This window comes from Streptomyces sp. NPDC041940 (genome assembly GCF_055589465.1).
This window is the reverse complement of sequence record NZ_JBVJBP010000031.1, coordinates 1-21,235: the sequence shown is the minus strand read 5'-3', so window position 1 is coordinate 21,235 and position 21,235 is coordinate 1. Positions and strand designations below refer to the sequence as shown.

General features: G+C 73.0%; 17 protein-coding genes. 15 read left to right on the top strand and 2 right to left on the bottom strand.

From position 1 onward, the window contains the following. Nucleotides 1–48 precede the first annotated feature (48 nt). The 3 genes from ACZ6I3_RS36230 (at nt 49) to ACZ6I3_RS36220 (ending at nt 3,846) form a co-directional block, all read left to right on the top strand. Entirely contained in the window at nt 49–717 is a 669-nt protein-coding gene (locus ACZ6I3_RS36230) for a helix-turn-helix transcriptional regulator (RefSeq protein WP_469420542.1), read from the top strand. A gap of 145 nt (nt 718–862) precedes the next feature. Further along, a complete protein-coding gene (locus ACZ6I3_RS36225; protein ID WP_469420540.1) occupies nt 863–1,558 on the top strand; it encodes a Pvc16 family protein in 696 nt (231 codons plus the stop codon). Then, nucleotides 1,555–3,846, top strand: coding sequence for an ATP-binding protein (locus tag ACZ6I3_RS36220; protein WP_469420538.1), 2,292 nt, complete (start codon nt 1,555–1,557; stop codon nt 3,844–3,846). Before ACZ6I3_RS36225 ends, ACZ6I3_RS36220 begins: the two co-directional genes overlap by 4 nt. Nucleotides 3,847–3,861: 15 nt before the next feature. Here the strand turns inward: ACZ6I3_RS36220 and ACZ6I3_RS36215 are convergent, their stop codons facing one another. Beyond that, nucleotides 3,862–5,268, bottom strand: a complete 1,407-nt coding sequence (locus ACZ6I3_RS36215) for an RICIN domain-containing protein (protein WP_469420537.1) — start codon at nt 5,266–5,268, stop codon at nt 3,862–3,864. 85 nt (nt 5,269–5,353) lie between these two features. Beyond that, entirely contained in the window at nt 5,354–6,949 is a 1,596-nt protein-coding gene (locus ACZ6I3_RS36210) for an eCIS core domain-containing protein (protein ID WP_469420535.1), read from the bottom strand. Nucleotides 6,950–7,203: 254 nt separating this feature from the next. Here ACZ6I3_RS36210 and ACZ6I3_RS36205 point away from each other — a divergent pair, with 254 nt between their 5' ends. The 12 genes from ACZ6I3_RS36205 (at nt 7,204) to ACZ6I3_RS36150 (ending at nt 21,134) form a co-directional block, all read left to right on the top strand. Then, nucleotides 7,204–8,802 (top strand): phage tail sheath subtilisin-like domain-containing protein, encoded by a 1,599-nt coding sequence (locus ACZ6I3_RS36205; RefSeq protein ID WP_469420534.1) that lies wholly within the window; start codon nt 7,204–7,206, stop codon nt 8,800–8,802. A 57-nt stretch (nt 8,803–8,859) separates the two neighbouring features. Next, entirely contained in the window at nt 8,860–9,303 is a 444-nt protein-coding gene (locus ACZ6I3_RS36200; RefSeq protein ID WP_189728071.1) for a phage tail protein, read from the top strand. Then, the gene (locus ACZ6I3_RS36195; RefSeq protein ID WP_469420532.1) at nt 9,303–9,815 is read left to right on the top strand and encodes a hypothetical protein; all 513 of its coding nucleotides are present in this window, start codon (nt 9,303–9,305) and stop codon (nt 9,813–9,815) included. Before ACZ6I3_RS36200 ends, ACZ6I3_RS36195 begins: the two co-directional genes overlap by 1 nt. Then, nucleotides 9,812–9,970 carry a DUF6760 family protein gene (locus ACZ6I3_RS36190; protein ID WP_382496829.1) on the top strand — a complete coding sequence of 53 codons (159 nt, stop codon included), beginning with the start codon at nt 9,812–9,814 and terminating at the stop codon, nt 9,968–9,970. The genes ACZ6I3_RS36195 and ACZ6I3_RS36190 overlap by 4 nt, the downstream gene beginning before the upstream one ends. A gap of 3,072 nt (nt 9,971–13,042) precedes the next feature. Next, nucleotides 13,043–13,435 carry a hypothetical protein gene (locus ACZ6I3_RS36185; protein WP_469420531.1) on the top strand — a complete coding sequence of 131 codons (393 nt, stop codon included), beginning with the start codon at nt 13,043–13,045 and terminating at the stop codon, nt 13,433–13,435. 21 nt (nt 13,436–13,456) lie between these two features. After that, entirely contained in the window at nt 13,457–13,879 is a 423-nt protein-coding gene (locus ACZ6I3_RS36180; protein ID WP_432967030.1) for a phage tail protein, read from the top strand. A 16-nt stretch (nt 13,880–13,895) separates the two neighbouring features. Further along, nucleotides 13,896–14,621 (top strand): CIS tube protein, encoded by a 726-nt coding sequence (locus tag ACZ6I3_RS36175; protein WP_469420528.1) that lies wholly within the window; start codon nt 13,896–13,898, stop codon nt 14,619–14,621. After that, on the top strand, nt 14,621–16,528 hold the full coding sequence (locus tag ACZ6I3_RS36170; RefSeq protein ID WP_469420527.1) for a VgrG-related protein: 1,908 nt from the start codon (nt 14,621–14,623) through the stop codon (nt 16,526–16,528). The genes ACZ6I3_RS36175 and ACZ6I3_RS36170 overlap by 1 nt, the downstream gene beginning before the upstream one ends. 31 nt (nt 16,529–16,559) lie before the next feature. After that, entirely contained in the window at nt 16,560–16,982 is a 423-nt protein-coding gene (locus tag ACZ6I3_RS36165) for a GPW/gp25 family protein (RefSeq protein WP_468195125.1), read from the top strand. Beyond that, on the top strand, nt 16,982–18,943 hold the full coding sequence (locus tag ACZ6I3_RS36160; RefSeq protein ID WP_469420526.1) for a putative baseplate assembly protein: 1,962 nt from the start codon (nt 16,982–16,984) through the stop codon (nt 18,941–18,943). Before ACZ6I3_RS36165 ends, ACZ6I3_RS36160 begins: the two co-directional genes overlap by 1 nt. Next, nucleotides 18,943–19,509 carry a phage tail protein gene (locus ACZ6I3_RS36155; RefSeq protein WP_469420524.1) on the top strand — a complete coding sequence of 189 codons (567 nt, stop codon included), beginning with the start codon at nt 18,943–18,945 and terminating at the stop codon, nt 19,507–19,509. Before ACZ6I3_RS36160 ends, ACZ6I3_RS36155 begins: the two co-directional genes overlap by 1 nt. Then, complete coding sequence (locus tag ACZ6I3_RS36150; RefSeq protein ID WP_469420522.1) at nt 19,506–21,134, top strand: NADase-type glycan-binding domain-containing protein; 1,629 nt, start codon at nt 19,506–19,508, stop codon at nt 21,132–21,134. The genes ACZ6I3_RS36155 and ACZ6I3_RS36150 overlap by 4 nt, the downstream gene beginning before the upstream one ends. Nucleotides 21,135–21,235 lie beyond the last annotated feature (101 nt).

The window sequence follows — 21,235 nt, the reverse complement described above, 5'->3', positions numbered from 1 at the left end:
GTCACCGAGCCCACCGGGGTGGCGCGTACGTGGACATAGGGGAAACGGTTGCTCAGCTCATCGCGGACCACACGCCCCGGCACGGCCGACTCCGCGTCCCGGATACCCGTGGCGGTGCACGCCACGGACCCGATATCGCGCGAGGGAGCGCTCAGCCAGCTGCGCCGGTTCCCGGAGATCGACCTGCGGGACGAGACCGAGTCGGGCCCCGGCACGGTGGCCCTGCTCATCGACGACGTCCTCGACGACACGGCCCTGACCCGGCTGCGCCGGCTGGTGCGCAGCGAGGGCGCGCGGGCGGTGCTCGTGGTGTCCGCGCTGCGGGAGACGGAGCTGCTGGACGTGATCGAGTGCGGGGTCGGTGCCATCGTGTGGCGCCGCGAGGCCACCGCGACGCGGCTGGTGCAGGCCGTGGTCGCGGCCGCCCGGGGCGACGGCGACCTGCCCGCCGATCTGCTCGGCCGGCTGATCAACCAGGTGGGCACCCTGCATCGCGGCGCCGCCGGCCGTACCGGCGCTCCGGCCTCGGGGATGACACCCCGTGAGGTGGACGTACTGCGGCTGGTGTCCGAGGGACTCGACACCGGTGAGATCGCCAGCAAGCTGTCCTACTCCGAACGCACCGTCAAGAACGTGATGCACGGGCTGACCACCCGACTGCACCTGCGTAACCGGGCCCACGCCGTGGCCCATGCCCTGCGGGAAGGCTACATCTGACCGAACGGGCATCCGAAGTCGCCCCCACGGGCAGCGCTTTCTGCCCCGTGGCCGTCCCGGGCGTCCCTGCGGGCCGGGGCGGTGCGGAGGGCAGGATCGGATACGGCGGCGCACAGCACGGCAGGGCGGGAACGGGAGCACATCGGTGATCCACGAAGTGGACGAGGTTCTCAAGAACCTGCTCAGCGGCGGCGCACTGGCCGGTTCCGGCATCGACGTCGCGCTCGACGCGCCGACGCGTGACTGGGCCGCCCGCCGCAACGCGCCCACGATCAACGCCTATCTGTACGACATCCGGGAGGACGTCGCCCGCCGTCAGCGGGGCCATGTCCCGATCCACGACGAGCGGGACATCGTCGTCAAGCACCGGCAGCCGCCCCGCTGGTTCCGGCTGTCGTACCTGGTGACGGCGTGGACGAAGCAGCCCCAGGACGAACACCGGCTGCTGTCCGCGGTGCTGGCCACGCTGATCCCGCGCGAGCTGATCGGCCCCTCCGAACTTCCGGGTTCCCTCGGCGCGTTGGGCATGACGATCCCGATGTCCGTGGCCGGCACCCAGACGGAGTCGCGTTCCCTCGCGGAGATCTGGTCCGCGCTCGGCGGCGAACTCAAGCCGTCCCTCGACCTCGTGATCACCGCTCCCTTCCCGGCCTACCCCGAGTACGACGCCGGTCCGCCCGTCACCGAGGGCGTCGCGGTCCGTGTCCGCACCGTGGACGACGGCGCACCGCCGAAGTCGGAGGAACGCGCGCACAGCGCACGGCAGGTGGCGGCGGCGCAGGAGGCCCGGGAGGCTCGCAGGACGGCCCGCCGGGGCCGGGGGCTGGACCGCAGGACATGACCACGCGGACGTCCGGCACCGATACCCCCGCCACCGCGCTTCTCGCCCGCCTCGCCGAGCTGCGGGACCGGGTCGCCCTGCTGGTGGAGCACCGGTCCGCCGACGACCCCACGGCCGGCGACCCGCTGCGCGGCCTGTACCTGTCCGAGGAGGCCGTACGGCATCTGCTGCGCCCGGCGGAGCCGTTGCCCCTCACCTGTCCCGGCACCGGCGGGCCGCCCGGCGACCGTCTGGCCGGCCTCTCCGCCCGGTTCGGCCTCACCGAGCTCGACACCGCGCTGCTCCTCATCGCCCTCGCCCCCGACCTGGACCGCGGCTTCGAGCCGCTGTACGGCTACCTCAACGACGACGTCAGCCGCCGGCGGGCCACCGTCGCGCTTGCCCTGGACCTGTGCGGGATCCCCGTCCATCTGGCCGAGGGCCGGGCCCGCCTGCATCCCGCGGCCCCCCTGTCCGTGCTCGGGCTCCTCACCGTGGAGGACCCCGAACGCCCCTTCCTCAGCCGCGCCCTGCGCGTACCGGACCGCCTCGTGGCCCACCTCCTCGGCGACGACACCCCCGACGCGTCACTCACCGGTCATCTGCACGCGCTGCCCGCCCCGGAGCCGGGTGCGGACCTCCGAGGGCCGGGCCAGGACGCACCTGCTGCCCGCACGGACCTCCGGGCTCCCGACCGGGACGCCCGGGCCCCCGGCACCGACCTCCGGGGACCTGACGGCGACGCCCGACCGCCCGGCGCGGCCCGCACCGGCCAAGGCGCATCGCCCGCCGACGCCGACCACCGGGGACTTGACCACGACACACGCGCCCCCGGTACCGACCACACCGGCCAAGACGCACCGCCCCCCGGCGCCGACCACCGAGCCCCCGACCACGGCGCGCCTGCCCCCCGCGCAAACCCCCGGGGCCCCGCCCCGGACGGTGAGGCCGACCGGATCGCCCGGCGGCTGGCCGCCCGGCTGGTTTCCGGGACGCCGCTCACCGTGTATCTGCGCGAGCGCCGTGAGGGCGACGGGCTCCCCTGTGTGGACGCCGCCCTGCGCGCCGCGGGCGTCGCGGCCGTGCGGTTCACGGGGCCCGAGGACCGTGTCCCGGACCTGCTGCGGGAGGCCCGGCTGAGTGACCGCGCGGTCGTCGTCACGGGGCTGCCGGAGCAACCGGCTTCGTTGTTCCGGGAGTTGGCCGCGGCGGTCGACGTGCCGGTGCTGGTGACCGGGTCCCGCCCGTACGACCCCCAGTGGTGCGACCAGGACCCCCTCGTCCTGGAGGCACCCGCACGGCGCGCGGGCGCGGTGGACGCCTGGTCGGCCGCCCTCGGCGGAGAACCCGGCTTCGACCTGGCCGCCACCGTCGCCCCGTACCACCTCGCCGGTGAGCACATCGCCCGTGCCGCCCGCGCGGCCCGGGGCCTCGCCGACTTCGACGGGACCCCGCTCTCCCCCGCCCATCTGCGCCTCGCCGCCCGGCAGCAGTCCGCCTCCGGCCTGGAGCAGCACGCCCGCCGGATCCGGCCCGACGTGGACTGGCGCGACCTCGTCCTGCCGGACGGGCCCCTGACCCAGCTGCGGGAACTCGCCCTGCGCGCCCGCCACCGCGACCGGGTCCTCGGCGACTGGCGGCTCAGCGCGGGCGGCGGCCGGGGCCGGGGCGTCCTCGGCCTGTTCGCGGGCGAGTCCGGCACCGGCAAGACCCTCTCGGCGGAGGTCGTCGCGGCCGACCTCGGGCTCGATCTCTACGTCGTCCAGCTGTCGTCCGTCGTCGACAAGTACGTCGGCGAGACCGAGAAGAACCTGGAACGCATCTTCACCGAGGCCGACCGCACCGACGCGGTGCTCCTCTTCGACGAGGCCGACGCCGTCTTCGGCAAGCGGTCCGAGGTGAAGGACGCGCACGACCGGTACGCCAACCTGGAGAGCGCCTACCTGCTCCAGCGGCTGGAGTCCTTCGACGGCATCGCACTCCTCACCACCAACCTGCGCGCCAACATCGACGAGGCGTTCACCCGGCGCCTGGACCTGATCGTCGACTTCCCGTTCCCGGACGCCGGACAGCGCCTCGCGCTGTGGCGGCACAGCCTGTCGCATGTCCCCAGCGCCGACGGCATCGAACTCGACGCGGTGGCGAGCGGCTTCGAACTGGCGGGCGGCTCCATCCGCAGCGCGGTGGTGACCGCCGCGTACCTGGCGGCCGGGCGCGGGGACACGGTGACGGCGGACGACCTCCTGGAGGGCGCCCGCCGCGAGTACCGCAAGGCCGGCCGCCTGGTGCCGGGGGAAGGCACCTGGTAGCGGCCGGCCGGGCCGTCAGCCGTCAGCGGGTTGGACGATCTTCCACTCCTGGTCGTCCGTGTTGGAGCAGTGGAACAGGGTGAGGCCGCTGTCGTCACCGCCGGTGCTGTAGCCGGACACGTCCAGGCACTTGTTGTTGCTGGCGTAGTTGCGGATCCAGTAGGCCCCGCTCTCCTGCTTGTCGATCCACCAGAGCTGGTTGTCCTTCATCGTGCCGTCGCAGGTGTACTCGGTGATCCCGGACGGTACGGGCGCCGCCCCGTAGTACGGCAGGTCCACGCAGAGCTGGTCCTTGACGTTGCGGATCTGGAAGAGCGCGTGCCCGCCCGGCCCCTTGTTCTCGTACTTCACCTCGAGGTTCCACCGCTGGTTGTCCTGCCCGGTCTCGTCGCAGGTGAACTGCTTGACCGGCGCGTCGGCCTTGTTCTCGACGGCGGACGCGCACTTCTTGGTGGTGGGGTTGTACAGCAGGACGTTCATCGCCGGCACCACGGGCTTCGGCTTCTTCTTGGCGGGCGGCGGCGGTGCGGCACCCCCACCGCCGCCCTCCCCCGCACCGGCCTGCGACTCCTGCTCCTCGGGCGTCGGCGACGGGGGCGGCGCCGAGGTCAGGGCCGGGGTGGGGGTCGGGGACGGCGCGAGGGTGGCGCCGGCGCCGACGGGCGACGCGTCGGCCTTGGTGGTGACCGAGGGCTTGTAGGTGAGCCACAGCATGAGGAAGGTGAACGCGAGGGCGAACAGGATCCCGAAGAGGGTCGCCAGCCAGCCCGGCAGGAAACCGCGCTGGACGAACGTCCCCTCCACGGGCATCGCCGTGGCCCCGGACCGCTGCACCGCGAGGGTGTAGGGCCGCTGTTCCTTCGACCCGAACCAGATGATGTTCTTGGGCTTGAGCGTGGTCTTGACGAACGCCGCCCGGCCCGGCTCGATCTGCACGTTGGCCGGGTGGATGTCGTACGACAGCTCGTCGCCGTTGTCGCTGCCGCTCAGGGACGCGGTCAGCTTGGTGTTGCCCACGTTGTCGACGGCGAGCCGGGGCCGCCCCCGGAACCGCCCCTTGACCGTGGGCGGCACCAGCTCCGCCCGCACCTCGGTGAACGGCGTGATGGTCAGGTTGCCCTCGGGGACGGTCGTCGCCTCGGGATGCTCGGTCGGCGTGATCCGCACCGCGTACGGGTTCGGGCCCGCCGTGGCGTCCGGCGTACGCGGCGGCGCGAACGTCAGCTCCACCGTGCCGGTCGTGCCGGGGTAGAGGCGCAGGGACGCCGGCTCCACGGTCGTCCAGGGGGCGACGGGGCCGACCGGTTCGAAGCGGTACTCGTCGACGACGTCACCGGTGTTGCGCAGGCGCAGGCGCACGCGCGTGCTGCTGCCCGGGTCGACGGTCGCGGAGGCGGGTTCCAGAGATGTCCACAGGCTCACGTCGCGACGCTAGCCGGGGTGCCCACGGCACGTCAGGAGGCTAAAGGGCAGGATGAGAGGGCCGAACGGGCCATGGTGCGGGCCGTCAGGTCCGGGGCGTCGGCGCTCCGGTCGCCGTCAGGACGAACTGGGCGTAGGAGTCGGCGTTCATGAGGGCGCGCCGGCCGAGGGCGTACCAGTTGGCCTGCTTGGGCAGGAAGGTCGGTTCGTCCTTGCCGTTGAACTCCTTCGGGTCGCGCACCTTGCGCCGGTCGAGGATCGAGGGCTCCATCGCCTCCACCACCTCCGGGTCGGCGGCGGCCATGGAGTTGTCCTCGGACATCTCCTCGAAGTACGGGCTGTACTGGAAGTCGAGCGTGCCGGCGAACCGGTGCGTGGCCTCGTGGACGATGTACCAGGCGATCTGGCCGGGCTGCAGCAGGTGGAGCGGCCCCGAGCGCTCCATCAGGGGCGGCAGTTCCTCGCTCATCTTGTCGTGGCCGAGGCCCATCAGACCCGCCATGTTCTCCGACAGGTTCCCGTCGACCCAGGCGGTGGCGTTGTGCGGCACGCCCGGCACCCCGCTGCCGACCAGGGCGATCTGCGCGCCCTGCGCGTTCAGGCCGTCGTGGATGCGCTGGACGATCTCGGCGATCCGGGGCAGGAACGGCGCGAGCTGCCCGGGAGGGGCGGTCCGGAACACGGGAAAGCCCGACTGCAGCCCCGCCAGCAGCGGGCCCGCGGGCGCGCCATTGGCGTCTTTGAGCATCTTCAGCGCGGAGGCGATGCGGTGCTTGGCCTCGGCCACCGCGCGGCTGGTCTCTGTCCTGCGCCGGACGAGATCCTTCTCGGAGATCCGGCCCTTGGTGGAGAACGCGACGTTCTCGCTGCTGTGGAGCTGCTCGCTCTCGTCGTCGTACGTGTCACCCGGGCGGGGCTTCCGCCCGGGGTCGAGGCCCAGCTCGGCCGAGGTCTTGAGGGCGCCGGAGCCGCCCTCGCCACGCCACCGGTAGTGCGGCCGTTCGCGTTCGTCCTGGACGCTGGCGCCCTGGTCGAACGTCCACACGGTCCGCTGGACCGCCGCCGCGGCCGGTGCGCTCGCGACCGGCCCCGCCGTGTCCTTGGCCGGGGTCGGCCGGACCGCCGGCACCGGCCCGTTCATCACCCGCCGGGCGTTGTCCACCGCGTGCCGCTCGCCCGAGTCGCCGACGTCGGACATCCTGACGCCGGCGCCGTTGTCCGTACCGGGGACGGGCCCGGCCAGCTGGTCCTGGAAGTGGGTGAGTTCGTGCGCCCAGTCCTCCTTGGTCAGCGGCCCGCCCTCGACGATATGGGGCCCGGAGGTGTACGCCTTCGCGCCCAGCTCCGCCGCCGACTCCCGGGCCAGCGGCCCCTTGTGCACGCGTACACCGCTGAAGTCGGCGCCGCCGAAACGGGCCTCCATCTCGGTCTGCAGCCCGGAGTCCATGCGCTGGCCCGGGGTGTTCAGCACGTCGTGCACCAGGGCGCGGCGCTGCACGGAGGGCGTGTGCCCGCAGTGCGCGTCGTGCTCGTGCCGCTCCTCCGCCACGGTCCGGGCCACGGCCGCGTTGCCGGCCATGCGCTGGAGCGCCAGCATCGGGTGCGCCGGCACGCCGGGCGCGGTCGCGCGGCGGTCGTCCCGATCGGCGGCCTGCCTGCCCCCTGTTCCGTGTGCGTGCACGGCGTTCTCCTCGACACTCGACTCGTCGCCGGACGGCTGACCCGTCAGTTTCACCCGCCGTGGGCGTGGCACGGGAGGGCCCCGGGGGCAGAGGTGAGGGCAGGGACCGCGCGGCGAGGGCCGGGGCACCGCCGGAAGTGCCCTTGCGGGCAACCGGATTGCCCCCGCTTCGGCACCGGAGGACGTTTCCCCGCCGGTCCGGCGCGCGCGAGGGTGAGAGCTGTTCGTGTCTCGTACCCCGAGGAGAGCAGAGCATGCCGTCCTACCTGTCGCCCGGCGTCTACGTCGAGGAGGTGGCCAGCGGCTCGCGCCCGATCGAGGGGGTGGGGACGTCGGTGGCGGCCTTCGTCGGACTCGCGCCGACCGGACCGCTGAACGAGCCGACACTGGTCACCAACTGGACGCAGTACGTGGCGGCCTTCGGTGAGTTCACCGACGGGTACTACCTCGCGCACTCCGTCTACGGCTTCTTCAACAACGGCGGTTCCGCCGCGTACGTCGTCCGCGTGGGAGGCTCCTCCGAAGGCGCTCCCGCCGAGGCCGGCCAGGGCCCCGCCGCCGTCACCGGCCGTTCCGGCAACGCCCCGGCCGCGCTGCCCGCGGGCGAGCCCAAGCAGCTCGGCACCTTCGCCGTCACCGCCGTGGCGCAGGGCGACCTGAGCGTGGAGGTCGCGGACCCCGAGGGCGAGGGCCCCGCCGAGCGGTTCAAGCTCATCGTCAAGGACGGCGACAAGCCGGTCGAGACCTTCGACGTGACCGCGAAGAAGGGCGGCCGCAACTACGTCGTCACGCAGGTCAAGGAGCGCTCCAAGCTCATCACCGTCACCGAGGCCGCGCCGACCGCGCAGCTGGCCCGCCCGGACAACCAGACGGTGGCCCTCGCCGCCCCGGCACCCGCGCCCGCGCCCACCGCCGCTTCCGACAACCACCCGGACGCCGCGCACCCGGGCCCGGCCCAGTACCTCGGTGACTCCGCCGACCGCACCGGCTTCGGCGGCCTGGAGGCCGTGGACGAGGTCTCCATGGTGGCCGTCCCCGACCTGATGGCCGCCTACCAGCGCGGCGCGATCGACCTGGAGGCCGTCAAGGCGGTCCAGCTCGGGCTGATCGCGCACTGCGAGCTGATGGGCGACCGGGTCGCCGTGATCGACCCGCCGCCGGGCATGAACGCCCGCCAGATCCGGGTCTGGCGCCAGGAGACCGCCGGCTACGACTCCAAGTACGCGGCCCTGTACTACCCCTGGATCAAGACCTTCGACCCGGCCACCGGCCACGCCCGGCTGGTGCCGCCGAGCGGCCACGTCGCCGGCATCTGGGCCCGCAACGACGCCGAGCGCGGCGTCCACAAGGCCCCCGCCAACGAGGTCGTCCGCGGCGCCGTCGACCTCGAACTCCAGATCACCCGCGGCGAGCAGGACCTGCTCAACCCGATCGGCGTCAACTGCATCCGCGCCTTCCCCGGCCGCGGCATCCGCGTCTGGGGAGCCCGCACCCTCTCCTCCGACCCGGCCTGGCGCTACCTCAACATCCGCCGGTACTTCAACTACCTGGAGGAGTCGATCCTGATCGGCACCCAGTGGGTGGTGTTCGAGCCGAACGACCACAACCTGTGGGCCCGGATCCGGCGCAACATCTCGGCGTTCCTGGTCAACGAGTGGCGCGACGGCGCCCTGTTCGGCCAGCGTCCCGAGGAGGCGTACTACGTCAAGTGCGACGAGGAGACGAACCCGCCGGAGTCGGTCGACGTCGGCCGCGTGGTCTGCGAGATCGGCATCGCCCCGGTGAAGCCCGCCGAGTTCGTGATCTTCAGGCTGGCCCAGTTCTCCAGCGGCGGCGGGGAGCTGGAGGAGTAAGCCCCGGCCGCACACCCGCCATCCACCAAGACCCCCTAGAAGGACTGCGAACAGCACATGAGCCTTTCGCCGGGTGACTCCCTCACCTCACATAATTTCGGGCTGCAGATCGACGGCGTCATGGTCGAGTACCTCGCCGAGGTCAGCGGCCTGTCCATGGAGCAGGACGTCATCACGTACCAGCAGAACACCCAGAACGGCCAGAACAAGGTCGTGAACCTGCCGGGCGTGAAGAAGAACGGGACCTGCACGGTCGTCCGCGGTATGACCCAGTCGGCCGCGTTCACCGAGTGGATCAACCAGTCGATCACCGGCCAGATGAGCACGGCCCGCAAGAACGCGTCCATCATCATGATGGATTACCAGAGCAACCCGGTGAAGCGCTACAACATGCGCAACGCGTGGTGCAGCAAGATCGACACGAGCACCGTGAAGGCGGGCGAGGCGTCCGCGCTCACTGAGACCGTCACCATCGTGTTCGAAGAACTGGACATCGAGTAATGCGGCGTACGGCTGCCAGGGCCGGCGGCGCGGTGACGCACCCGGGCGCCGACGCGGCGGGGACGGTGGGGCCGGGGCCGACGCAGGCCCCGCCCGTCGCCCCGGTCCCGGAGCAGGACGCGCCGCAGCAGCAACAGTACGAACTGCGCACCGAGTTCCCCTTCCAGCTGCCGCGCGGGTACGTCGACGAGGCGGGCACCGTCCACCGCGACGGCGTGATGCGCCTGTCGACGGCCCGGGACGAACTCGTGCCGCTGCGGGACGTGCGGGTGCAGGAGAACCCGGCGTTCCTGTCGGTGGTGCTGCTGGGCCGGGTGATCACCCGGCTCGGCACGCTGCCGCATGTGCACGACGGGACCGTGGAGAACATGTTCGCCTCGGACCTCGCCTTCCTGCAGGACTTCTACCGCCAGATCAACGCGGAGGGCCACACCCGCGCGGCCGTGGAGTGCCCGCACTGCGCGGAGCCCTTCGAGGTGGAACTCGGCGGGAGCCGCCTGGGGGAATCGTGACGTACGCGACCGACCGGCTGCACGAGGAGATCGCGTACGTCGCCTACCACTTCCACTGGAGCATGGACGAGATCCTGGACCTGGAACACCGCGATCGCCGCCGCTACACGGCCGAGATCGCGTCCCTGGTCACGCGGGCCGGGGCGGAGGACTGAGGCATGGGGTTCCTGGACCGGTTGCGGGGACGGCGGAACGACGGGCCGGACGGAGGCGACCGGGTCGCTGCCGCCGAGGCGCCCGGCGGGGCGGCACCGGCCGACGCGGCTTCCGCGCGTACGGGTGCGGATGCGGGTGCGGACACCGGTGCCGGCCCCGTGGTGAGCGCCGCCTGGTCGAGGCTGCCGTCGATCCAGCGGACCCTGGACTCCGGCCGGGAGGCCGGGGTCGCGGACACGGGGTTCGGCGGGCGCCTGCCGACCTGGCAGAACCCGTCGTTCGCGGGCACCGCGTCGCCCGCGGTCCTGAACGGACAGTCCCGCACCCTCCTCGGCGACCTCTCCCACCCGACCTCGGGCCGCCCGGTCTTCGGCCTCGAACGCCCCACAGGAGCCTTGCCGTTGCCCGGCCCGGGTCCGGTGGTGCAACGGGCACCGGCGGTGCCGTTGCGGGAGATTCCGGCGCGGGGGGTGGGGTCTACGGGGTTCGGGGCTGGGGATGGTGGCGGGGCCGGTGCTGGGGCCGAGGCCGGGGCCGGTGTCGGTGTTGGTGCTGAGCCCGGGGCCGGTGCTGGGGCCGGTGTCGGTGCTGAGCCCGGGGCCGGTGCTGAGCCCGGTGCGGGTGCTGGGGCCGGTGCTGGGTCCAGGGCTGGGGCTGGGGCCGGTGCTGGGTCCAGGGCTGGGGCTGGGGCCCGTGGCAGCGGCAGTGCCGCCAGGGCTGGGAGTGCTGCCGGAGTTTCGGAGGGCTCGGGGGTGCCGTCGAACTCGGAGGGGTCCGGTGTTTCGGGGGCTTCCCGGGGCTCTGTGGTTCCCGGGGCTTCGAGGGTGACCAGGGGCTCGAAGTGGCGCGGGGGCTCGCGGGCTCCCCGGGCTTCGGAGACTCCCGGAGCCTCAAGGGGCGCCGAAGCCTCAGAGATCCCCGGGACCTCAAGGACACCCGGAGCTTCGAAGGGTGCCACCGGCTCAACAACTCCCCAAGCCACGAAGACCCCCGGAGCCTCAAGGGCGGGCGCCGAAGCCTCAGAGATCCCCGGGACCTCAAGGACACCCGGAGCTTCGAAGGGTGCCACCGGCTCAACAACTCCCCGGGCCTCGAAAACCCCCGGAGCCTCAGGAGCACCCAGGACCTCAAGGGCGCCCGGAACCTCAGGAGTACCCGGAACCTCAGGGGCGCCCGGAACCTCAGGAGTACCCGGAACCTCAGGGGCGCCTGGAACCTCAGGGACGCCCGGGACCTCAGGAGCACCCGGGGCCTCGAAGGACGCCACGGGCTCAAAGGTTCCCCAGGCTTCGGAGACTCCCCGGGCATCGACGGGTGCCGGGGACTCGACGAAGGTGCCCGGGGGCTCGGAGCGTGTCGGAGGCGGGGCGGACGCCGGCGTGACCCCGAGGTCTGCCGCGAGCGCGGTCGCCGGCGGGGTCGCGAGGCCTGCTGGGGCACACACGCGCGCGGTCCAACGGCTGGGTACGGGCGGCTCCGCACCGCAGGGTGGCGGATCGGTGCCGGCGGCATCGGCCCGTGCTGCGACCGCCCGTTCGACCACTCCCGTCACTACGACCGCTCCGGCAGTTCCCGTGGTGTCCCCGATACCGCCGCCCGTCCGGGAGCAGGTCACCGCACCGCTCCCCGTTCCCGGCCTCCACGTGACGCCCGTTCCGGCAAGCCGGCCGCCCCGGCCGAGCTCCCTGACGAGGACACAGGCAGGAGCGGCACCCGTACAGCGACGTACGCTCCCGACGGCACAGCGGACCGCGAGGCCCAAGGCCGGCACAGCGGCGGAGACCACATCAGGGACGTCAGCGAGCAGCAGCAGGGCGGCAGTTGATGCACCCGCGCCCACAGCCCCGACCTCGGTGCGGCGCGCGGTAACCAGCCCTGCCGATACAGGCCACGGCAACACCCCAGCCACCACCGGCCGAGGCGAGGACCTCCCGTCGGCCCCGGCCGTCACGAACCGTACGACGAACAGCCCGGCCGCGGAGGCAGCACCCACGCAGCCGAAGGGGGCCGTGCCCCGGCCGGGTGCGGTGACGCCGCCGTCAGGACCGGCCGGGGCGCAACGGCCCACCCGCGCTCCGTCGCTGCCGGGCAAGTCCGCACAGAGCACGGCGGCCACCGCGGCCGCGCCGACTCCGACCGTCCAGCGACGACCGGCCACCCCTACCCGCCCCCAGCCGTCACCCACCGGCACGGGCACGGGACCGGTTCACACCCCGCCCACCCCCGCCCAAGCACCACGACGCACGCAGGCGGGCACCGCTGCTACGACGTCACCCACCGCGCCCACACCGCCGACGGGCACCCCCACCCCACCCACACGCCCGCAGCCCGGCAACAGCACCACGACACCCACAGGCGCCACCGCCCCCCACCGCAGCACACCCACACCCACGGCAGGCACCTCCACCCCACCGCCCCACACGCCCGCCCGCACCCACACCGACACCAGCCCGGCCCCGACGGTCCAACGCCAACAGACCACCCCAGGCCCCGGCCGGCACAGCCACACGGCACCCACCACCCCCACACCACCGACGGGCACCGCCACCCCACCGCCACGCCCACAGGTCAGCCACGGCGCCACGCCCCGCCCCGGCAACACCACACCAGCACCGGCCAACGACAGCCGGACCAACTCCCCCGCCGACAGGCCTGCCCCGGCACCCACGAGCCCCGAACCACAGCGACAGCCACCCCACAGCACCCCGCCCTCAGCACCCGCACCCGCACCCGCACCCGCTGCCAAAGCAACAGTCACTCCACCGCCATCAGCGCGCACCGTTCAGCGAGCGGTCCTCCCTCCCACCACCCCGTCACCCAACCGCCCCACCACACCCGGCCCCGCACAACCGCCCACCACACGCCGTACCCCCCACCTCGGCCTCGGCGCCCCGATCACCCCACAGCCACAGCCCACCGCCTCACCCCAGCAGCCGGCACCGCCCCTCCCCGGCACACCCACCACGCCCAACCGCCCCGCACTGGGCGCCCCCGTAAACACAGCACCACAACCACCGGCGCCACCCACACCCCCGGCCACCCGGACGCACACCCCCACCTCCCCCCTCCCCGTGGTCCAGCGCTTCTGGAAGAAGCCGAAGACCACCACCAAGAACGCCCCCAAGAACACCACCGGCGCCCTCGCAGCCGCCGCGGCCGCGACCATCGCCAACTCCCTCACGCCCCGGACCTCGCCACCCCACAGCCCCCCACCCCCGTACGCGGAATCCGCATCCACAACCGCGTCCACATCCACGTCCGCGTCCACATCCGGGTCCGCGAACCAACCGCCCCCACCCGCCTACACAGAGATCCCGAACGGCGGCTTCGACCCCCGTGAGCTCACCGACTTCCAGCTCGACGAACTGGTCCACCGCCTCATCGGCCGCATCACCCGGCTGATCCGCACAGAACTCCGCATGGACCGCGAGCGGATCGGCAGACTCCGCGACCCCCGCCACTGATACAGAACAGAAAGGCCCTCGATGTCCCGCCAGGACCCGGGCTCCACCATCTGGTTCACCCTCAGCATCGACGGTGAGAGCCTCGGCTACTTCAACGGATGCGAAGGGCTGTCGTCCCAGGTGGAGGTCGAGCAGCGCCAGGAGGGCGGCAACAACGGGTTCGTCTGGCAGCTGCCCACCCGTGTCACCTTCTCCACCATCCGGCTGACCCGGCCCCTCACCCCGGACACCACGAAGGTGGCCAAGTGGATCTCGTCCGTGCAGACGGGGATCAAGCGGCCCACCGCCCAGATCGCGGCGCTGCGCGCGGACGGCTCGGAGGTGGCCCGCTGGGGGCTGATCGAGGTACTGCCGGTGAGCTGGACCGGTCCCAGCCTGGACCCCGCCAACCCGGCCGTGGCGACCGAGGTCCTGGAGATCGCCCACCACGGGTTCACGGACTGAAGGGCGGCACAGAGACATGGCACGAACCAGCAGCAGGGGCGCCGGAAAGAGCCTCGTCAGGGCGACGCTCGCGATCCACGAACCGCCCGTCGGCAAGAGCACCACGCCCGGCGGGATCATCAAGACCTTCGGCTTCGACTTCAATCCCGCGCAGCTGTCCCTGACCCGCCGCGCCCAGTGGAAGTCGACGCCCGCGCAGATCGAACGCGACGGCGCCCTGCCGGAGTTCATGGGCGCCGAGGCGCGGGAGATGGGCGTGGAGATCTTCCTCGACTCCTCCGCCAGGCCGACCGGCAACACCGTGCTGAAGAAGGTGGAGTCGCTGCTCGCCTGCTGCGAGGTGACGAACGCCAGCATCGCCGCGAAGCAGCCGTCGCCGCCCTGGGTGGTGTTCCAGTGGGGGTCGTTCTCGACGGCCCGGTTCACGGCGTACGTGAGTTCGGTGGAGGCGACGTACTCCCTCTTCGGCACGACGGGCGTGCCCATCCGCGCCACCTGCCGGCTCCAGTTGCACGAGATCCCCAGCAAGACCAAGAGGCAGAACCCGACCTCGGGCGCGCTCACCGCGCAGCGCGTGCACCGCGTCGTGGCGGGCGACTCGCTGCAGTCGCTGGCCTGGCGGGAGTACGGCAACGCCGCCGCCTGGCGCTCGATCGCCGAGGCCAACGGCATCGACGACCCGTCCCGGCTGCCGGCCGGTGCGGAACTGGTGCTGCCCGCCGCCGAGGAGGTACGTCCGTAATGGTGCAGTCCGCGTTCTCCAACGTCGTCGAGGTGAAGCTCGGGGGCGCCAAGCTCCCGCCCGAGTTCGCCCGGGCGCTGGTCGACAGCTACGTCGACCAGGGCGCCGGGGTGCCGGCCGCGTTCCGGCTGACGTTCCGGGACCCGTACCGGATCCTCCTGCGCGATCTGAAGGTCACCTTCGGCACGCCGGTGGTCATCGCGCCGGTGTCCGACGGCCAGGGCGCCGCCGACCCGCTGCTGACCGGCGAGGTCACCGGTCTGGAGGCCGACTACGACGGCACGGGCACGTTCACCGTGATCCGGGGCTACGACGTCGGGCACCGTCTGCTGCGCCGCCGCCGGGTGGCCGCCTACCGCAACCAGAGCGCGTCGGACATCGCGCGCAAGCTCGCCGCGCAGGGCGGGGTGCCGGTGGGGCGCGTGCAGTCGACGAAGACGGTGTACGAGTTCATCTCCCAGTCGAACGTCACCGACTGGGACTTCCTCGCCCGGCTCGCCGACGAGAACGAGATGGTGATGTCCGTCGACGCGGACGGCAAGTTCCAGTTCGTGAAGCCGAAGCCGTCGTCCGGGGCGCCCTCGCCGGGGACCGACGGCGACAAGAGCCCGTTCGTGCTCCAGGCCGGGCGGGACATCCTGCGGCTGCGGTCCGCGGTCACCGCCGCCGACCAGGTCGGCAAGGTCGAGTCGCGGGGCTGGGACGTCACGACGAAGAAGAAGCTGACGGCGACCGCGCCCGCCACCGACAACCCGGGCATCGGCATCGGCACGACACCCGGCGTGGCGGTCGGCAAGTTCAAGCCGGCCAAGCTGGTCGAGACGAGCACGCCGTACGACCGGCAGAACGAGGTGAAGTTCGCCGCCGACGCCCTCGCCGACGACCTCACCTCCTCGTTCGCCGAGATGGAGGTCGTCGCGCGCGGAAATCCCAAGCTGCGCCCGGGAGTTCCGGTGACGCTGTCGGACGTCGGGGAGCCCTTCGAGGGCAAGTACACGGCCACGTCCGTGCGGCATGTCTTCGGCGACGGCAAGCACTACGAGGCGTGGGTGACGGTCAGCGGGCGGCAGTGGCGGTCGCTGTACGGGCTCGCCTCCGGCGGCGCCGAGAGCGCGCCACGGCTGCCGAGCGTGGCCAACGCCCTGGTCACCGATGTCAACGACCCGCTCAAGCAGGGGCGGGTCCGGTTGCAGTTCCCCTGGCTGGACGACAGCTATGTCAGCGACTGGACGCGGACCGTGCAGTGGGGCGGCCTCGGCGGCGGCGGCATCTTCCCCATGGACGTCAACGACGAGGTCCTCGTCGCGTTCGACCGGGGAGCCCTCGACCATCCCTTCGTCATCGGCGGCCTCTACAACGGCAAGGACAAGCCGACGCCCGTGAACGACGTGCCGCTGCACGACACCGTGCGCAAGAAGGCGAGCCGGCACACCGTCTCGGACCGGGACGGCAACCGGATGGACCTGCTCAGCCAGAAGACCGGCCTGCGCAAACAGGGTGTCCGGCTGGCCTCCGGCGACAAGCAGCTGGTCATCAACCTGGACCGGACGAAGACCGAGATCATCGTGGACAGCAAGGGTTCGGTCACCATCAAGGGCAGCCGGTCGGTGTCGGTGGAGGCCGGCGCCGATCTCCTGCTCAGCGCCCGGCGCAGCCTGACCCTCAAGAGCGGCGGTCCGCTCACCATCCAGGGCGGCGGGGTGGTCAACATGCGGGCCGCCGGAGCGATCAGCGTGAACGCGCTGGGCGCCCTGAACCTGGACGCGAAGGGCGTCGCGAACCTCACCGGCGTCGGCACCGTGCAGATCAACTCGCTCGCGAACACGACGATCAAGTCCCCGACCACCCTCATCGGTTCGAAGGTGTTCGGCGTCACCACCATTCCCGTGCCGATGCCGATCCCGTGACCGTTTCCAGAGAAGACAGGGTGTGGTTCTGATGGCCGAGCAGTTCGTCGGCTCCGGCTGGTCGTTCCCGCTGCGCATCGGGCCGACCGGCGGGATCGCGCTGGTCAGCGGGGAGCGGGAGATCGAGGAGGCGATCCGGCTGGTCCTGTCGACCGCTCCGGGCGAGCGGCCGATGCGGCCGGACTTCGGCTGCGCGATCCACGACCTGGTGTTCGCGCCGGTCAACGAGCAGACCGCGGGCCGTATCCAGCACGAGGTGTACGCCAGCCTGGACCGCTGGGAGCCGCGCATCGAGGTCGACGACGTCGAGGTCACCACCGGCACCGACCAGAGCGTCCTCTACATCGACGTCCGGTACTCGATCCGCGGCACCAACAACCCGCGCAGCCTGGTCTTCCCCTTCTACGTCATTCCGTCCCACGACGAGCCCGACGCCCCCGAAAGCGACCGCTGATGGCACTGCCCTCCCCCAACCTCGACGACCGCCGCTTCCAGCAGTTCGTCGACGACGCCAAGCGCTACATCCAGCAGCGCGCCCCGGAGTGGACGGACCACAACGTCTCCGACCCCGGCGTCACCCTCGTCGAGACGGTCGCCCACATGGCCGACCAGATCGTCTACCGGCTCAACCGGGTCCCGGAGAAGAACCACCTGGCGTTCCTGGACCTCGTCGGGATCACCCTGTTCCCGCCGTCCGCGGCCCGCACCGAGGTGACGTTCTGGCTGTCGGCTCCGCAGGAGGAGGCGGTGTGGGTGCCGGTGGGCACGGAGATCGCCACACTGCGCACCGAGAGCGAGGAGGCGGTGGTCTTCGGCACCGAGCGTGAACTGACGGTGGTGCCCTGCGCGTTGCGTCATCTGCTGGTGCAGCACCGGGGTGAGCCGATGGTCGACCGGACCTCCGACCTCGCCGAGGAGGACAAGGACCTGCTGTGCTTCGCCGAGTCGCCCGGCCCCGGTGATGCCGTGCTCTTCGGCCTGACCGCCGCGGTCCCGCACTGCGCCATCGCCCTGGACCTGGACAGCCGGGTGGACGGTGTCGGCGTGGACCCGCGCCAGCCGCCGCTGGTGTGGGAGGCGTGGACCGCGGACGGCTGGCAGACCTGTGAGGTCGACCGGGACGGCACGGGCGGCCTGAACCGGCCCGGCGAGGTCGTCCTGCACATCCCCGGCGGGCATGTGCTGTCCCGCAACGCCGGCCAGGAGGCCGGCTGGCTGCGCTGCCGGGTCACCGACCCCCGGCCGAACCAGCCCTTCTACACCACCTCGCCCACCGTGCGGGCCGCCGAGGCCTTCACGATCGGCGGCACGACCGCCGCCGTGCACGCCGAGACGGTGTACGACGAGGCGCTCGGCGAGTCCACCGGGCTGCCGGGTCAGCGACTGCGCCTGGTGCACGCGCCCGTGGTCGGCGACGACCCGCCGGTGCTGCTGCAGACCGCCGAGCACGACGGCTGGACGGACTGGCGGGTCGTGCCGAACTTCGCGGGCTCCGGGCCGCAGGACCGGCACATCACCCTCGACGCCACGACCGGCGAGATCGCCTTCGGCCCGGCCGTGCGCGAACCCGACGGGTCCCTGCGGCAGTACGGGATGGTCGCCCCCAAGGGCGCCCCCGTCCGGGCCCGCCGCTACCGCACGGGCGGCGGGCGCGCGGGCAACGTGGCGCGCGGTGCCGTGCAGGTCCTGCGCACCTCCATCCCGTACATCTCCGAGGTCGTCAACCGCGAGGCCGCGCGCGGAGGTGTGGACGGGGAGACGGTTCAGGAGGCGAAGGTCCGGGCCCCGATCACCCTGCGCGCCCAGGAGCGTGCCGTGACGCTGCGCGACTACGAGGAACTGGCCCGCCGCGCCGCCCCGGAGACGGCTCGCATCACCTGCCTGGAGGGCGAGGAGGGCGAGCACGGGGCCTACGCGGTACGGGTGCTGGTCGTGCCGCAGGCCGTGCCGGACCCCGGCGGCCGGCTGCGCTTCGAGCAACTCGTGCCCGGTGACGCGCTGCTGGACCGCATCACCCGGCATCTGGACGAACGGCGCCTGATCGGGACCCGGTTGGCGGTGGGCCCGCCGTACTACCAGGGCGTCACCGTGGTGGCCACGGTGCATGCCTTCCGGGGTGTCGACACCGACCGGGTGCGCCGGGAGGCGCACGACGCCCTCTACCGGCACCTCGATCCGCTGACCGGCGGCACGGACGGCACCGGCTGGCCGTTCGGGCGGCCCGTGCAGGCCGGGGAGGTGTTCGCGGTGCTGCAGCGCGTACCGGGGGTGGAGCTGGTCGACGAGGTGGTCCTGCACCCCGCGGACCCGCTCACCGGCAAACGCGGCGAGCCCGTGAACCGGATCGATCTGTCCGCGCCGTCGCTGGTGTTCTCGTTCGACCACCGCGTCCGGGTGATCGGAGACGGTTCCTGATGAGGGGCTCGATCGACGGCCTCGGATCCTCCGCGCCGATCGGCACGATGCTGCCGGCCGTCTTCGCCGACGACGACCTCGCGCAGCGGTTCGTCGCCGGGCTCGACGACGTGATCGCCCCGATCCTGGGCGTGCTGGACTGTCTCGACACGTACTTCCGCCCGTCCCTCACCCCGCTCGACTTCACCCAGTGGCTGGGGAGTTGGGTCGGCGCCGAGACGTCGGGCGACGAACCCGAAGCCCGTCTGCGGGCGGCCGTGGCCGCCGCCGCGTATCTGCACCGCATCCGCGGCACCCGGCGCGGGCTGTCCGAGGCGGTCCGGCTCGCGTTCGGCGTGGAGCCCGAGATCACCGAGAGCGGCGGCGCCGCGTGGAGCGCCCGGCCGCTCGGCCCGTTCCCCGGCGCGCCCCGCCCCCGTCTGCACGTCCACCTGCGACTTCCCGCCCCGACCCCCGCGGACCACTACCGCCTGGAGACCCTCGTCTCCGCCGCCCGCCCCGCTCATATGCCGTACACGGTCCAGGTGACCGCCGGCGCCCCCGCCGAAAGGACCCGGGAGACATGACAACGCCCCAGAACTGCGCCGACTGCGGTACCCGCGCGGAACCGGGCCAGTCCTTCTGCGACGCCTGCGGGGCGGTACTGAGCTGGACGGACCGCCCGGCAGGCGGCTCCGGCTCCCGCGCGGGGGCGTCCGGGCCGTCCGAGTCCTCCCGGCCCTCGGAACCGGCCTCGGCGTCCCAGCCTGCCGGCCCGGGCCGGGCCTCCGAGCCTGCCGGGGAGCCCACCGGAGGCTCCAGGACCTCAAGGCCCACCGGCCACGCGAGGCCCGACGGTGAGCCGGGCGGCGCCCCCGCGTCGTCCTCGCCCGAGCCCGGCTGGGACGCATTCGCCCGGCCGGACGGCGGGACGGGCCTGGCCCGCACACCCCGCGAGCGGCTCGGCACCGGCACGGCGACGCACCAGGGCGCCACCCGTACGGCCTCCACCGCGTCCGGCGCACCCGGCCTCGACACCGGCGAGGCCGCCCCCGGCGCGGGCTCCTTCCGGCACGGCGACCACACCGGCACGCCCCACGCCGCGGTCAGCCCCGAAACCCATGCTCGCCCCGGCACCACCGCGCACCCGGACACGACCGCCGGCCCCGGAACCTCCTCTCACCGCGACACCACCGCCGCCCCCGGCACCGCCTCCCCGGCGCCCCGGCCCTCGGAGGACACCGCCCCCACCGAACCCGTACCCCCGGCTACCGGGACCCCGCATCCCGCCGACGGCGACACGCACGGCATGACCGACCGCGCCCGCAGCCTCCTCATCCCGGTCGGCGACCCCGAGCCCCGGCCCGAACCGCACCCCTCCGTCACCCCGGTCCTGCCCGGCCGCCCCGAACCGCAGCGCCCTCAGGCCGTACGCGCCCCGGGCCAGGAACACGGCACGGACGGCGGCGCCCCCTGCCCCTGGTGTGCCACCCGCAACCGGCCCGAGCGGCACTTCTGCGCCCGGTGCGCGATGCCCATGGCCGGCGACGGCCCGGCCGGCCAGATCCGGCTCCCGTGGTGGCGGCGGTTCGGCCCGTTCGGCAGCCAGGAGTCCCCGTGGGCGGGCGACCGCCCCCGGCTGCGCCGTACCTTCGACCGTGTCCTGTCCTGGCTGGGCATCGTGATCGTGCTGTCCCTGCTGATCTTGCTGGTGATCAACATCCCCCAGGGCATCCAGGCCACCCGCGACCACTTCACCAAGCGAGCCGAGGTGTCCCCGGACCGCTACGCCGCGTCCCGCTACTTCCCGGGCCACAAGCCGGACCTGGCCTTCGACAAGCTCAACGACACCTGGTGGGGCCCGGGCGTCGCCGAGTCGGGCAAGGGCCAGTGGGTGGAGGCCCGTTTCGACCGGCCGACCCGGCTCCTGGACCTGATCATCACGCCGGGCGTCTCCATCCGCCCCGACAAGCTCCGCGAGTCGGCGCTCCCGCACCGCCTGGAGGTCACGATCACGGGGGCCGACGGCAAGAAGACGACCCGTCAGATCACTCTCGACCAGGGCGCGGGTCCCCAGCGGCGCGCCTTCCGCGTGGGCGAGGTCACCGCCGTCCGCTTCACCATCGAGTCCGCCCACGGCATCTCGGCGGAGAAGCAGGTCGCCATCGCGGAGATCGAGTTCTTCGGCCCGTCGAGCGCCAACAGCTCCTGAGCACGCGCCGGGGGGGGGGGGGGGGGGGGGGGGGGGGGGGGGGGGGGGGGGGGGGGGGGGGGGGGGGGGGGGGGGGGGGGGGGGGGGGGGGGGGGGGGGGG